Genomic DNA, 12,492 nt, shown 5'->3' on the forward strand with positions numbered 1-12,492 from the left:
AGCTTAAATGATGATCTCTTTCAGGTAAATCTGTGATTGAGGTAACGTGATTTAAACTATTTGGTAAAATTTGTTATGTTATTTTCTTATTTGAAGACAAAGAGTAGGATTAGCCATTCATGAGTAGCACGCTTACAGCTAAAACCCCAAAAGGCCGACGTCGTCATCAGGCTTTGATCACTGCCGCAACTGAAATTTTTCTGCAATATGGGTTTGAAGGTGCAACTCTGGATATGATTATTGAACGTGCTGGAGGCTCTCGAACGACTTTATATAAAAATTTTGGTGATAAAGAAGGGTTATTTGCCGCTGTTATTGCATCTATGATTGATGATATTTTTCAAGAACCTAACGAAAAAACACCCTCACTAAATACGATTGAGTCCATACTTTCTTTTTATGGTTCTCGATTTTTATTGAATGTTCTTAAACCTGAATCTATCGGGTTATACCGGTTAATTTTAGGTGAATACAACCGTTTCCCTGAAATAACCCATGCATTTTTTGAGCAAGGCCCTGTAAAAAGCTATCGCTTGTTAACACAGAAATTGGCTTTACTTCCTGATGTTAAAGTAAATGAAACAACATTATTAAGTATTTCTTCACGCTACCTAGAAATGCTAAAAGCGGATGTGTTTATCACCACTTTTTGTGTTGCCGATTTCAAACCCAGCGATGAATTTATTCAACAGCAAATTGCTATGTCCGTCGATATCATCGCCAGTTATATCCGTAAAATCAGTAAAACCACAATCGACTAAGCTAAAACTGATTGGGCTTGCTCTTTTGCAGCTATTGCATCCATTGCGATTAAAACTTGAGGGCCATACAACGCAGACAACATGGGAGCCATGCGTTCCATCTCCTCTTTATCTCGGCCATCAGGTTGTAGCGTAACAACTAGAGCGCGACAATGCTGTTCCATTGCTTCTTTTGCATCTTTCAACCAACGACGCACATATTTCATACTTTGCATATCTTCTGATGATGGTTTTTCTTTTTTAACCACTGGAGGATATATCAATACAAATTCATTTCTTCTCGCCAATAACATATCCATTTCCTCTAACCATAAACGTGTTTCATCCATAGTTGATGGAAATATATTCATCTCGCAGATTGGCCAATTTTCTGTTTTTATCATATTTTTACTCATCACAATCATCTCTGTTGTCATCATTAATTAAAGTGTACTTGAATGTACACTTTTGTATCATCCATAGTCAATAATGATTATCATTTGTATTTTGCAAATTATGCTATTTCTGACAGTGACTAACAGGAATATTCTCAATATGCAGAAAAAGTTTATTAGTTAAAAACATTCACGTGTTCGAGTGGTGCGTTTTTGAATATGGAATGTTATTCTGACGATATTATGAATTTTAAAAGCGAAAATACGATGAAAAAAACTCTTCCAATTGCGTTTAGCCTTTTAATGGCTTTCACTGCATTTAATGCAAATGCAGGTGCAACCTGTGATACTTATTTCAAAGAAATGAATGACCTTGTTAAGCAAGCTGAAGAACAATATAAAGATGAAGCCAATGCAGGTGAACAAATTGCATTAATGAAGTCACAATTAGAGGAAGCGAAAAAAGCCCTTGCTAGCTACCCAGATGATGCACAAGAGCAAGCTTGCAGCCAAGCACTTAAAGCAATTGAGCAAGCCAAAGAAGCGGTAAAAACACCCTAGAATTGTTCGCTTTTAATAGACAAAAAAATAGCCTGCTCAGCAGGCTATTTTATTTACCGAACCACGAGAACCGAGATCTTCGCATAGGAAACAATCCCAGAAGCATTTGAACCTAATAAATGGGTTGAAATACTTGGATTGCGTGAGCCGATAACAATAAGGTCAGCATCAATAGCCTCAGCTTCTGATAAAACTTTATCTCTTGGTGAACCAAACTCCACCTTATAAGAGATTTTATCTGACGGATAATCAATCTTTTCAATAATTTCTTTTAGCTGCTCTTCAGAGCGCTCAAGTGCTTTTTTAGCAAATGAAGACAGTAAATCATAATGATAACTATAACTCATTGAAAATCTTGAAACATCTGGAACTGAGTGAAATAAGTGAATTTTCGCATCTGAAATTTTTGCTAAATAAATAGCATGTTTTAATGCGTTATCTGTTAGTACATCTTCAGATATATCCACGGGAACCAAAATTGTTTGATACATATGATGCCCCTTATTAATTATGTTGACGTTTTTATTCAAGTTATATTGTTGCGTATTTTTACAACTTGGTTATTAGGCGTAGCGGGTGAATATTTTCCTTTTTAGTCTTTAGAAGTATAGCCTTACTGCACTAAAAAAGCTGTGAAGCCCCTTACTATTACAACAAAAAATTATTCTTCTAAATGCCATTTATGCAAAATACGATGAATAAAAGGAGTTACAATTAATCCAATACTGATAATAAAAACACTTTGTAAAAATAAACCATAAATAGCGATAAAGAAACGGCCTCCCCGTGTAATTGGAGCCGGCTCAATAGCTTGCCCACTCAACATAGACAACGCATTAAGCATTGACTCAACAGCTGAATGGCCTTCAATAAAATAAAAACCGATTATACCGGGTAATAACCCAAGAAAAAAAATCAAAAGCCCGAGTAAATAAAAACGTAAAACTCTCAGAACAAAGTGTTCAACACGCAGTAATTCTTGTGAAAACTTTTCCATACTGACTCAAATTCACCTTGTTATAAGTAAGATCAATTAACTTGAGTGCTAAAACTGATTGAATTGGCAATACAAATAATGAAATAAAAAAGAACCTACCCATTGAGCAGGCTCTTCTCTAATTATTAACGTACAACCAGCACTGATGTTTCAGCGTAACGTACTATACCCGCCGCTGTTGACCCTAAAAGATGAGTTGTAATATTTGGGCGACGAGAGCCAATGACAATAATATCGGCATTAATGTCTTTTGCTGTATTAATCACTTCATCTCGTGGAGAACCAAACGTTATAGTATAACTAACGTCATCATGAGGTAAATCAATTGAATCCATTAACATTTTCATGTCTTCTTCCGCTTTCACCGTCGCACGGTCTTTTATTTCCATGTAACCTAAAGCATACGCATTAATAATTGCTGAAGAAATTGGCAAAACATGAATAAGATGAATTTTAGCACTAGATTGCTTTGCAAGATTAACAGCATGACGAACGGCTTTACTGGTTAATTCATCTTCCGTTAAATCGATAGGGACCAGAATCGTTTTATACATAACCCCTCCTAAAATAGTTAAAATGAAGTTCTACAACAAAATTATAAACAATTACTAATAAATGTCTCTTATCCACAAAGATAAATGAGATCTCTAACTACAAATAAAGGCAGACTATTCTCTTAGCCATGGCGTCACAGTTAAACCAATTAACATGCCTTCAGGGCTTAATAACCTTGTTACGGTTTGCCCCCAAGGCTCCATGCGATTATTAACTAATAAGACATAGCCTTCTTTCAGACAAATATCCGTGATCTTTTCGATGTCTGAAACCTCAAACTCCATCCAACTTTGCGGAGTGAGTATATTTTCAGGCCACTCATTTTGACTAAAACACGATTGGGCAGCTTGCTCTATAGGCCAAAGTGCAAAATGTTTAACACCTTCTAGCCCATCTTGCTCACAAGTTAAATATTGGCTTCCTTCTTCTATTGGCTTCAAAGGTAACTTTAACAACTCAAGATAAAAAGAATGACTTTTTTTGTAATCTGTCACTATCGGCCCAAACCCTGCAACAAATAATACATCAGAGCTATCTTGGAAAGGTATCATCCTGTGTTCCTATAAAGTGATGAGCTACTAAAATTTTACCGTTTAATAAAATCGATAATTACTTTTACAAAATAAGATAATTAACCACTGACTTTATTCATTGTAGAGATCATTTTTTCAACCATTCTTTGAGCCTTCAAGCCCTCTTCTCCACTGATCAAAGGTTGAGTTTGGTTTGAAACAGAATCAATAAAATGCCGAATTGCACCATCAAAACCGCGTTGAACCAAAATGGAGTCCCAATTAGCTGGCTTTTTCTCGCTGATCCCAACGGCATTTTCGCTCCACCAATGGTTCATATTGGTTATTTGATAAATACTGTCCTCAGCAATGACAACAAGTTGCTCTTGTTGGCTTCCGGCTTTGCGATGCATCGATGTTGTTAGCCAACATTGGCCAGCTTGCATATGGTGCTCGGCATAAAACAATTCATCAGTATTTGTTTTGTGAATGCTACCACTGATCAGTTTTGCATTACTTTGTGCAATCCACATTATAGTATCAATGACATGCAAATAATCATCTAATAACGTAAACCTGAAGTCATTCGGCCCTACGCTATCCATACGGTGTTTATCCATACGAATAGACGCTATATTTTTAATATCTTGTTTAATTGCCAAATAAAACGGCGAGAAACGGCGGTTAAATCCAACCATTAACATTTTTTGACGTCGCGCTGCTAACTGAATTAATTGCTCCGATTGTTCAATTAACTCAGTCAATGGCTTATCAACATAGACATGAACGTCAGCCTCTAATAGCAGCTTGATTACCTCAAAATGGCTTTTGGTCGCACTGTGAACAAAAATAGCATCACATTGATGTGCTAGTGCGTTAATACTGCTAAACAGGGGCATTCGATAACTATCACACACCAATTTTGCCTTTGATTGATTTGGAGAAAAAGCACCAACCAACTCCCAGTTTTCCTCTTTAGTTAAAATTGGTAAATACGCTTTTTGTGCAATAGAACCTAAACCAACTACACCCACCTTTAATTTTCGCATCGTAAACACGCCTGTTAATGGTTAATCTCTGCAAGAATAATCTCATTAATATCAATTAAAAAAATTTTTTTTGTTAAAAAAACAATTTTGATGAGAAATAAATACACAATAGATTGTTTTATATAAACAAAAAATGAAAATAAACAGGGAGAGTGAATAAGTAACTGCATAAAAAAAAGGGTTGATTTCTTAAATGAGAATGGTTATCTTTTACCTCGTGAATACTTGAGTAAATCACTCAAGTTTATCACAAACGACATTGCTCACATTGCTTCCAGTTTAGCAGGCCAACTTCATATGTTGGCCTTTTTTTTATTTAAAATAATCTATTATTTTCTGCGTATTGCACTACTAAAACTCCATGATTTCAAATGCCCAACATATGCTAGGCGTTGAGTGGGCATGAAAGTCGGCACATCACCGGTTCGCATATGCAATATATCCGCAGGTGTTATCCACGATGAATTACCTTCAAATAAGGGAATACCCGCATACTTATAAGCATCTAGGACAAACTGCGAACAAAAGAAACCATTAGCTTGGTCCACATCATCGCCTAACTGAACTTTAGCTAAGGTTTTTAAGCAAAAATTACGTATCGTTTCACCAATTAACGGAAGTTCACATACTCTTTTAGTGATCATCCAAGGAGCAATCATCACAATGCCTTTATAGTTATACTTGTTTCCATTATTTTGAACTGAAAATTCGCGTAATTTTTCTGCATGTAATGATGTTAAGCCTGCTTGTCTCAATACCACCATGTTATTAGAATCTTTCACTGCTTGGTCTAAGGTAATGATCCTAACGCCACTTCCCACAGATTCAGCAACTTCGCCCAAGCCTAGATAAATAGATGCATGGCTTACTCCGCTAATACTAAATAACCGAATTCCCCATGAATTTAACCCTGTAGCAGACGATAAAAGAATATCTCCGGGCAACATATCAGAAACTGCCAACGGTTCAACGGAATCCTCAATAGGAACCGTATTTGCGTGTTGAATATTAAATTTTAAGCGATTAGTTTCTTCATCTGATTTAAATTGAGTAGAACACCCTGAAAGAGAAAAACAAAATAAAAATAGTAGGCAACAATAAAATTTCATTCTACAACACCCAATAGTGATCTTTCTTTTTAGTTTTTAATTAATGCAGATAATATCCTTTAATCTATTTTATGACTACCGTTTATTTTTATAATAAGAGGCTCTGAATGTTACGCGTAGGAATGGTGTATATTGAAGTGAGTTAATGTAAGTTAATAAGAAAAATCCAATTTTAATTAAATAGCATCAACCCCCTAGTGAATACTAGAGGGTTACATTCATTCAATTAACTAATAACATATTCTGGGTAAAAAACAGTTACTGAATGATATGTTTTCTTTTCTGTCGCTTTATTCTTTTGTACTGCAACTGCGGCATTATCTTTAGAACTTAGCGAAACACGTATGTTTTTCTTAGAACGACTTAATTTATAAGGCATACCTAACAAACGACGTGCATTATTATTACTAACCATTATCGACTCCTTAAACTACTAAATTAAAAATTCATTAAAAAAATGAACATCAAAAAACATAGTCATCGTTGACCACAAAGGCTTTTTTGTTTCATAATAATAACAAAACAAAGTGTAACTTAATCAGTATAACACTAAACTAGTAATATATAATCCAGTTTTATTTATTAGTTCCCAATAGTTACTATATATTTTACGTTAAAATTATATTCGGTTTGCTTGAAAGGCTATTTTAATAAAAAACATGTTATTGGGTTATTTCATGCGACTAAGCAGAGGTGTAAATGTTAAAAATATTAGGCCGCACTTCGTCAATTAATGTCCGAAAAGTATTATGGACTGCACATGAGCTTGATCTTAAATTTATTCATGAAGATCACTGGGGAAATCATGAGAATTTAATTCAAGTCGATTTTTTAAAATTAAACCCCAATGCGCTTATTCCAGTCCTTGTTCATGAACAAGGCTCATTATGGGAGAGCAACACAATTTGTCGGTATCTAGTGGCAAAATCCCAACGGACGGATTTATTACCCGAAGAGCCACTTGCTAGGGCTGAAATAGAAAAATGGATGGATTGGCAAATCTCAGAGCTCAACCCAGCATGGCGAGCTGCATTTATGGCACTAGTAAGACAGGATTCTTTTTTTCTACAACAACCTGAAATCGTGGAAAAAAGCATCCATTTATGGAATGAAAAAATGCAAATAATTGAATCTGTGTTATCAAAAAATCAGCCCCAAAAAAATCATCAGAACTATCTCTATGGAAACCATTTTTCTCTAGCGGATATCGTTATCACATTATCAATCCAACGTTGGCTATTAACCCCGATAAAACGCCCTAACACACCATTTTTACTTGACTATTATAAAAAAATGATAAATCGCCCTGCAGCATTAAAATGTATAAACCAACAGACCGCATAACAAATAACCTAAAAGCGTGTGCTACAAAATTTTAGCACACGTAGTTCCTTATTCGAGCGGTGAAGCAGGACTTGAGCACTTATCTTTCCAAATTTGGTTAACCTGTTCAGGCAATAATATTTCATGTCCTCCGTCAATAAACGGAATAGAAATATCCATGCGGCCTTCATCATTGGTATAAGATTTAACAATAAAACGCTTAAATCCGTCAGGCTTATCATTTTTATATCGATACACCTCCCCACAAACATAACCAACCTTACCATTATCCGCAGTGTAGCGAGAAAAATGATATTCAATATTTCTAAATTTTGCTGCTTGTGGGTACGCTAAAACATCATAAACATTCTTTTTTACTTGCTCAACTAAACTCAATTGAGTTGGTTTCATATATAGTGCCCCTAACAGAAATGCAGCACCAAAAATAAGTATCGCAATGATTACTTTAAAAAAATTCATTTTTATTCTCGCCATATATGACCAAATTTATTGAAATAATGTTCATTATGATGATAACCAGATATCAATTAAAATCCATCTTTAAAACGTAAATATTCTTATATTTATCATTTTGTTATTTAAATAAGTTCAACATTAAAACCTTATTGTGTGTAATGTTAAGTTGAGTTTAATATTACAACTGTTTTTTACTCTTAATCCCCTAGAAAATTTCCCGTTTCTATTGTGATCCTCTGTAAACAATCAGTATAGTAAGAAAATAATAACACTACATGATAATAGGAAGTTGAAAAATGAAAACAATAGGCCTCATTGGCGGTATGAGCTGGGAATCTACATTACTATACTACCAACAACTTAATGAAGGAGTGAAACAGCAGTTAGGTGGCCTACATTCTGCTAAAATTGTTTTATATAGCGTCGATTTCGCTGAAATAGAACAGTATCAGTCCAATGGGCAATGGGATTTGGCAGCACAATGTTTAGCAGATGCAGGAGAGAGTTTAAAGCTTGCAGGCGCTGATTTTCTGGTTCTTTGCACCAATACTATGCATAAAGTAGCACCACTAATTGAATCTCAAACCGGTCTTCCATTATTACATATAGCTGATGCAACAGGTGAACGGATAACACAGTCAGGCATAAAAACAATTGGACTCTTAGGAACTGCGTTTACGATGGAGCAGCCCTTCTATAAACAAAGGTTGATTGATAAGTTTAATTTGGATGTTCTAGTACCTAGCGCCCAAGATAGAAAAATAATTCATAATATTATTTATAATGAACTATGCTTAGGAAAAATAAACAAAGAATCTAAAAAGGAATATCAACGTATAATGACATCTCTGGTAGAAAAAGGTGCTGAAGGTATCATTTTAGGATGCACTGAAATAACATTACTTGTTAATCAACATGATACTACAGTAAACATATTTGATACCACCGCCATTCATGCACAAAAAACAATTGAAGTTGCGCTATCTGCTTAATCATTATTATCTAATAACAGACGCTGTCTTCAATAATTATTGTTAAGATAGTTTCTGTTAAATAATGGTAGCAAAATTGACATATCATCTAGTTAAAAATCACATTTTGCACTATTAAATAGAATTTAATATTAGCCAATTCTCACCTTTTGATTATAAAATACAATAATGCTATTTTTTATCGTTTATTGCACTAACTCTATTCTTATAAGAGTTAGTTTAACTTAACCACCTTAGATTTGTTTTTTATTAAATTTACAGATTATTACCCATTGAATATTAATTCTCATCTAAGATAATAAAAAAATTAAGATTAAATTTTTGACAGGTTATTATGTATAAATATAATGTTGGTAATGTTGTATTAGGCGGATTTATTAAACAAAAACGTATAGAACGTCAAATTACGACAAAAAAAATGGCTGAACTAATATCTATTTCTGAAAAATCATACATAAAATATGAAGATGGAACTCTTTCAATATTTATTGACCACCTTGTAATGCTATCTAAAATACTCAATATAGATGTCAAAACATTATTTGATATCTACGTCAACGCACAACCATGAGCCTGAATATATTGTACTATCACAAAAATTTTGCTTTATATTGAAAGGGTTAAATATAGGACTTAGACAAGAGTTATCACCAGCAATTAACGTTGTATAAAGATAATCTCAGTTTGCATCCTCAATCACAGCAAATTGAGAATGTATTCTATGTGTCATATTTACCTTGGGTTTCATTTGACAGTTTTAATCTAAATATTGCAGATATTACTAATGTCTTTACCCCTATATTTACTATGGGAAAATACTATAATGACAACAATAAAACATGGCTGCCTCTAGCAGTACAGGTACATCATGCTTGTTTGCGATGGCTTCCATGTTGGTAAATTTTTAACTGAATTACAAAAATTATGTGATAAGCTAGCTCATTAGTACCATAAATTACTCACCGTTATGAAGGAAGCTAGCCCTTCCTTCATTTGTCGTGGGTTAATCTCGTTATAATGGCACTCTCAGTATTTTTAATTCAAAAATAATAAGCTCATATAAATGACATCCCCAATAGTACCACTTTGAAAAAAATATTCCGTTGGCATAATTACCATTTTAATAGTACTGGTCAGTAAAGAAGAAACCAATTCAATAGGGTCAGTTGCAGGCATATTTCCTCCATATTTTGTTATACCTTAAGTTCTCAGTAGTGCTTATGCAATAAGATAAAGGCTATAAAGAAGATGCCATACCTCAACAGATTATCACCTCTTTTAACGAACTGGTATCACTCTCCCCTCAGGTTCTGCTATTATAAACCCCTTTTTATAGATCTCGCTGATTAGGCTTTAAGCATAGAAGAATCATAATTTAAAAGCCGAAAGTACGATTATTCATCAGCAACATAAACCCCAGTAGCAGAACAATATAGAATGACGACCAATAAAGAACAGTACAATATCGACAAAAGAAATATAATTATTTAAAAACAGACAGTTACATTAAAGCAAATCATTATTCAAACGCAATTCTTATACATTATTTGATATTCTATAAAAGTCATTTAACCTATAATTTGAACTTCAAAATATTGGAAATTTTATGAATGTCACTCAGTTTTTTTATTAGCTCTAAATTGTATCAATGATAATCGGGAACCATCACATCCAGAATTTATGTATTTTATAGAACAAATATTGCTGGATTCATTTCTATAGATGAATTTATGGAGAGATTTATTGGTTTATCAGTTCGCTGTGATTCGTCAAAGCAAAATAAAGCATTTGCTATCAAACTTATCGAAATATATTTGTACACATCAGCAAATAAACTGATATCGGTAAAAGGTATGCCTACTTAATAGTGGGCTACTAAAGCTGTTCTTAATAATGAGGAAAGAATAACTAAATTATTTAATAATCTACTCTGCTAAAACTCACGCATTACTTCGTAAAAAAATTCTTTAATATCAACATGTAAAACCTTCAGAGCTGATACTAATGTATCTATATCACTTTTATTTATTCCTCATTCATAACGATATAACTGCTGTGCGCTTTTACACCCTATCAATTGAGTAAATTCAACAGTAGTAAATCTAGCATCACGCCTCAGACCTTTAATCTTACATCCAATCAATGTTGATACTAAGCTACCAGAATTCATACGTTGACACTCCATTTTTATAATCTGAAATAATCTATTACTCTCTCAAACTTCTGGATTATTCACTTCTCCAACTTTTCAAATCATTTATAGATAATCTATAAATGATAGTTGTAATTTGAAGTTCCTTATAACTCTATTGACTTTGCTAATATTTCTTATTAGTTATAGGTAATAGACTTATTTCAATAGGCATTACCACTAGAAAATGAAGAGGAATATTTATGAATAAGTTTCTAATATCTGCTTGTATGATTGCATCAAGTGCCATGTCCTTTAATGCATTAGCCGCAGATAAAATGACCTCAACTCCAGAAAATATGACATGTAAAGAGTATATGGACTTAAACCATAAAAGCTGGGCTCCAGTTGCCTTATGGGTAACATCACAAGATACTCAGTTTAAAAGTGGGAACTGGGTGGCATTATCTGAACAGAGCGTTGCGGAAGCTCCTTTAATACTTGAATTTTGTAAGAAAAAACCTGAAGGCACCCTTCAAGATTATCTTGCTAGCAAAAAGTAGATTGCTTTAATTTCTAGAGCCGCTTTTATGCAGCTTATTAATACTGATGTGAAAATGCTAAAATAATATGGCGTACCTCATAAGGTTTAGTATATGGTATGATTTCAGTTCCCCTTCTGACTATAGAAAAACATACATTAATTAGCTGTAACTCACTAACTTTCTTATAGTGAGATTTAGATTAAAAAAATGTAATCAAGCTGTAAGGCTAACCATTAGCTTCTATTGATAAAGTATCCTTAATATATCAATAGAGGATATCCAAATGAAAAAAAAACTACTTTTAGTATTCATTCCTTTTATTTTAACTCCAGCAGCTTCAATAGCGTCAAATAATATTTTAAGTGTTCATATTCTTAATCAGCAAACAGGAAAGCCAGCCCCTAATGTTGAGGTTACATTAGAGAAAAAACAGGGAAACAATTGGGTACTCATAAATACAGAAAAAACAAGTAATGATGGCAGAATTAAATCTATCTTACCTGACAGCCCTGAGAAGCCTTCTATAGGAGACTATAGAGTGATTTTTAAAACTGGTGAGTATTTTAAGCAACAAGGTAAACACAGTTTTTTCCCTGAAATCCCCGTTGAATTTCAAATAGATAATTTAGATGAACATTACCATATCCCCTTGCTTTTAAGCCAATATGGTTATTCAACATATAGAGGGAATTAACCCTTTTCAGCTTATAAACCAATGCAGTATCAATCAGGTATTGATACTGCATTCGCATAATATAATTACAAGTAACTATCTCGTATTATTTCCGCATTTTTTGCAATAGATGTTTTCTCCAAAAAATTAGCAATAACAAAAATATACCTACAGCTATTAGCATACTTATTGAAAAATGAGTTGGTAGTGAAAGAACTAGCTTACTAATAAAATATCCTGCAGAAACTATCAAAGCTCCCCAAATTGCGCCACCGATAATATTTAATATAAAAAATTTAAATGGAATTACATCACTAGCACCGATAATAATAGGTCCTATTGTCCTTAACCCATAAGCAAAGCGAATACCTATAACAACCCAATTCTCACTTTTTTGAATATATTCTTGCGCATATACTATTTTATCTTTTTT

Annotated in this window: 19 protein-coding genes; 8 read left to right on the forward strand and 11 right to left on the reverse strand. The window is 33.5% G+C overall.

All coding sequences use genetic code 11. From position 1 onward, the window contains the following. The first annotated feature begins 119 nt into the window (after window positions 1-119). Complete coding sequence (locus PSE72_RS02840) at window positions 120-761, forward strand: TetR/AcrR family transcriptional regulator (protein WP_004910519.1); 642 nt, start codon at window positions 120-122, stop codon at window positions 759-761. Here the strand turns inward: PSE72_RS02840 and PSE72_RS02845 are convergent. Then, window positions 758-1,156: a hypothetical protein gene (locus PSE72_RS02845; protein WP_232800757.1), complete on the reverse strand. Its 399-nt coding sequence runs from the start codon at window positions 1,154-1,156 to the stop codon at window positions 758-760. The two genes, PSE72_RS02840 and PSE72_RS02845, sit on opposite strands and share 4 nt — an antisense overlap. A 246-nt stretch (window positions 1,157-1,402) precedes the next feature. Here PSE72_RS02845 and PSE72_RS02850 point away from each other — a divergent pair, with 246 nt between their 5' ends. After that, window positions 1,403-1,696: a DUF5339 family protein gene (locus PSE72_RS02850; protein ID WP_036958707.1), complete on the forward strand. Its 294-nt coding sequence runs from the start codon at window positions 1,403-1,405 to the stop codon at window positions 1,694-1,696. A gap of 53 nt (window positions 1,697-1,749) precedes the next feature. Here the strand turns inward: PSE72_RS02850 and PSE72_RS02855 are convergent, their stop codons facing one another. From PSE72_RS02855 to sra, 7 genes are all read right to left on the reverse strand, one after another. Beyond that, window positions 1,750-2,187: a universal stress protein gene (locus PSE72_RS02855; protein ID WP_004910514.1), complete on the reverse strand. Its 438-nt coding sequence runs from the start codon at window positions 2,185-2,187 to the stop codon at window positions 1,750-1,752. Window positions 2,188-2,357: 170 nt separating this feature from the next. Further along, window positions 2,358-2,693, reverse strand: a complete 336-nt coding sequence (locus PSE72_RS02860; RefSeq protein WP_004910512.1) for a hypothetical protein — start codon at window positions 2,691-2,693, stop codon at window positions 2,358-2,360. A gap of 125 nt (window positions 2,694-2,818) precedes the next feature. Next, window positions 2,819-3,247 (reverse strand): universal stress protein, encoded by a 429-nt coding sequence (locus PSE72_RS02865; protein ID WP_004910510.1) that lies wholly within the window; start codon window positions 3,245-3,247, stop codon window positions 2,819-2,821. A gap of 114 nt (window positions 3,248-3,361) precedes the next feature. Then, window positions 3,362-3,799, reverse strand: coding sequence for a hypothetical protein (locus PSE72_RS02870; protein WP_004910509.1), 438 nt, complete (start codon window positions 3,797-3,799; stop codon window positions 3,362-3,364). A gap of 80 nt (window positions 3,800-3,879) precedes the next feature. After that, window positions 3,880-4,809, reverse strand: coding sequence for a Gfo/Idh/MocA family protein (locus PSE72_RS02875; protein WP_217007732.1), 930 nt, complete (start codon window positions 4,807-4,809; stop codon window positions 3,880-3,882). 329 nt (window positions 4,810-5,138) lie between these two features. Continuing rightward, window positions 5,139-5,918: a YaeF family permuted papain-like enzyme gene (locus tag PSE72_RS02880; protein WP_109911282.1), complete on the reverse strand. Its 780-nt coding sequence runs from the start codon at window positions 5,916-5,918 to the stop codon at window positions 5,139-5,141. Window positions 5,919-6,144: 226 nt separating this feature from the next. Then, window positions 6,145-6,333, reverse strand: coding sequence for a stationary-phase-induced ribosome-associated protein (sra, locus tag PSE72_RS02885; RefSeq protein ID WP_004910503.1), 189 nt, complete (start codon window positions 6,331-6,333; stop codon window positions 6,145-6,147). Between the two features lie 284 nt (window positions 6,334-6,617). Between sra and PSE72_RS02890 the strand changes: the two genes are divergently transcribed. After that, window positions 6,618-7,262 carry a glutathione S-transferase family protein gene (locus tag PSE72_RS02890; RefSeq protein WP_004910501.1) on the forward strand — a complete coding sequence of 215 codons (645 nt, stop codon included), beginning with the start codon at window positions 6,618-6,620 and terminating at the stop codon, window positions 7,260-7,262. Window positions 7,263-7,310: 48 nt separating this feature from the next. On the opposite strand, the gene PSE72_RS02895 is transcribed toward PSE72_RS02890, so the two are convergent. Beyond that, a complete protein-coding gene (locus PSE72_RS02895) occupies window positions 7,311-7,652 on the reverse strand; it encodes a hypothetical protein (protein ID WP_181937006.1) in 342 nt (113 codons plus the stop codon). 362 nt (window positions 7,653-8,014) lie between these two features. Here PSE72_RS02895 and PSE72_RS02900 point away from each other — a divergent pair, with 362 nt between their 5' ends. From PSE72_RS02900 to PSE72_RS19915, 3 genes are all read left to right on the forward strand, one after another. Beyond that, the gene (locus PSE72_RS02900; RefSeq protein WP_115167344.1) at window positions 8,015-8,710 is read left to right on the forward strand and encodes an aspartate/glutamate racemase family protein; all 696 of its coding nucleotides are present in this window, start codon (window positions 8,015-8,017) and stop codon (window positions 8,708-8,710) included. 334 nt (window positions 8,711-9,044) lie between these two features. Further along, window positions 9,045-9,281: a helix-turn-helix domain-containing protein gene (locus PSE72_RS02905; RefSeq protein ID WP_217007733.1), complete on the forward strand. Its 237-nt coding sequence runs from the start codon at window positions 9,045-9,047 to the stop codon at window positions 9,279-9,281. 113 nt (window positions 9,282-9,394) lie between these two features. Next, entirely contained in the window at window positions 9,395-9,610 is a 216-nt protein-coding gene (locus PSE72_RS19915; protein ID WP_371021251.1) for a CatA-like O-acetyltransferase, read from the forward strand. 135 nt (window positions 9,611-9,745) lie between these two features. Here the strand turns inward: PSE72_RS19915 and PSE72_RS02910 are convergent, their stop codons facing one another. Next, entirely contained in the window at window positions 9,746-9,886 is a 141-nt protein-coding gene (locus PSE72_RS02910) for a hypothetical protein (protein WP_217007734.1), read from the reverse strand. Window positions 9,887-11,104: 1,218 nt separating this feature from the next. Between PSE72_RS02910 and PSE72_RS02915 the strand changes: the two genes are divergently transcribed. Both PSE72_RS02915 and uraH read left to right on the forward strand, forming a co-directional pair. After that, a complete protein-coding gene (locus PSE72_RS02915) occupies window positions 11,105-11,404 on the forward strand; it encodes an HdeA/HdeB family chaperone (RefSeq protein ID WP_115167345.1) in 300 nt (99 codons plus the stop codon). A 265-nt stretch (window positions 11,405-11,669) separates the two neighbouring features. Then, on the forward strand, window positions 11,670-12,080 hold the full coding sequence (gene uraH / locus PSE72_RS02920) for a hydroxyisourate hydrolase (RefSeq protein WP_115167346.1): 411 nt from the start codon (window positions 11,670-11,672) through the stop codon (window positions 12,078-12,080). An 85-nt stretch (window positions 12,081-12,165) separates the two neighbouring features. On the opposite strand, the gene PSE72_RS02925 is transcribed toward uraH, so the two are convergent. Next, a partial coding sequence (locus tag PSE72_RS02925; protein ID WP_442958881.1) for a DedA family protein occupies window positions 12,166-12,492 on the reverse strand: 327 nt, incomplete at its 5' end.

Origin of the sequence: Providencia sp. PROV116 (genome assembly GCF_028482485.1) — a bacterium.
Lineage (GTDB): Bacteria > Pseudomonadota > Gammaproteobacteria > Enterobacterales > Enterobacteriaceae > Providencia > Providencia rettgeri.

Excerpts from the sequence above, each read along its gene's own strand:
- PSE72_RS02915 (WP_115167345.1), top strand. The coding sequence starts at position 11,105 with ATGAATAAGTTTCTAATATCTGCTTGTATGATTGCATCAAGTGCCATG.
- PSE72_RS02840 (WP_004910519.1), top strand. The coding sequence starts at position 120 with ATGAGTAGCACGCTTACAGCTAAAACCCCAAAAGGCCGACGTCGTCAT.
- uraH (WP_115167346.1), top strand. The coding sequence starts at position 11,670 with ATGAAAAAAAAACTACTTTTAGTATTCATTCCTTTTATTTTAACTCCA.
- PSE72_RS02910 (WP_217007734.1), bottom strand. The coding sequence starts at position 9,886 with ATGCCTGCAACTGACCCTATTGAATTGGTTTCTTCTTTACTGACCAGT.
- PSE72_RS02905 (WP_217007733.1), top strand. The coding sequence starts at position 9,045 with ATGTATAAATATAATGTTGGTAATGTTGTATTAGGCGGATTTATTAAA.
- PSE72_RS02870 (WP_004910509.1), bottom strand. The coding sequence starts at position 3,799 with ATGATACCTTTCCAAGATAGCTCTGATGTATTATTTGTTGCAGGGTTT.
- PSE72_RS02875 (WP_217007732.1), bottom strand. The coding sequence starts at position 4,809 with ATGCGAAAATTAAAGGTGGGTGTAGTTGGTTTAGGTTCTATTGCACAA.
- PSE72_RS02845 (WP_232800757.1), bottom strand. The coding sequence starts at position 1,156 with ATGAGTAAAAATATGATAAAAACAGAAAATTGGCCAATCTGCGAGATG.
- PSE72_RS02895 (WP_181937006.1), bottom strand. The coding sequence starts at position 7,652 with ATGAAACCAACTCAATTGAGTTTAGTTGAGCAAGTAAAAAAGAATGTT.
- PSE72_RS02880 (WP_109911282.1), bottom strand. The coding sequence starts at position 5,918 with ATGAAATTTTATTGTTGCCTACTATTTTTATTTTGTTTTTCTCTTTCA.
- PSE72_RS02900 (WP_115167344.1), top strand. The coding sequence starts at position 8,015 with ATGAAAACAATAGGCCTCATTGGCGGTATGAGCTGGGAATCTACATTA.
- PSE72_RS02865 (WP_004910510.1), bottom strand. The coding sequence starts at position 3,247 with ATGTATAAAACGATTCTGGTCCCTATCGATTTAACGGAAGATGAATTA.
- sra (WP_004910503.1), bottom strand. The coding sequence starts at position 6,333 with ATGGTTAGTAATAATAATGCACGTCGTTTGTTAGGTATGCCTTATAAA.
- PSE72_RS02890 (WP_004910501.1), top strand. The coding sequence starts at position 6,618 with ATGTTAAAAATATTAGGCCGCACTTCGTCAATTAATGTCCGAAAAGTA.
- PSE72_RS02855 (WP_004910514.1), bottom strand. The coding sequence starts at position 2,187 with ATGTATCAAACAATTTTGGTTCCCGTGGATATATCTGAAGATGTACTA.
- PSE72_RS02850 (WP_036958707.1), top strand. The coding sequence starts at position 1,403 with ATGAAAAAAACTCTTCCAATTGCGTTTAGCCTTTTAATGGCTTTCACT.
- PSE72_RS02860 (WP_004910512.1), bottom strand. The coding sequence starts at position 2,693 with ATGGAAAAGTTTTCACAAGAATTACTGCGTGTTGAACACTTTGTTCTG.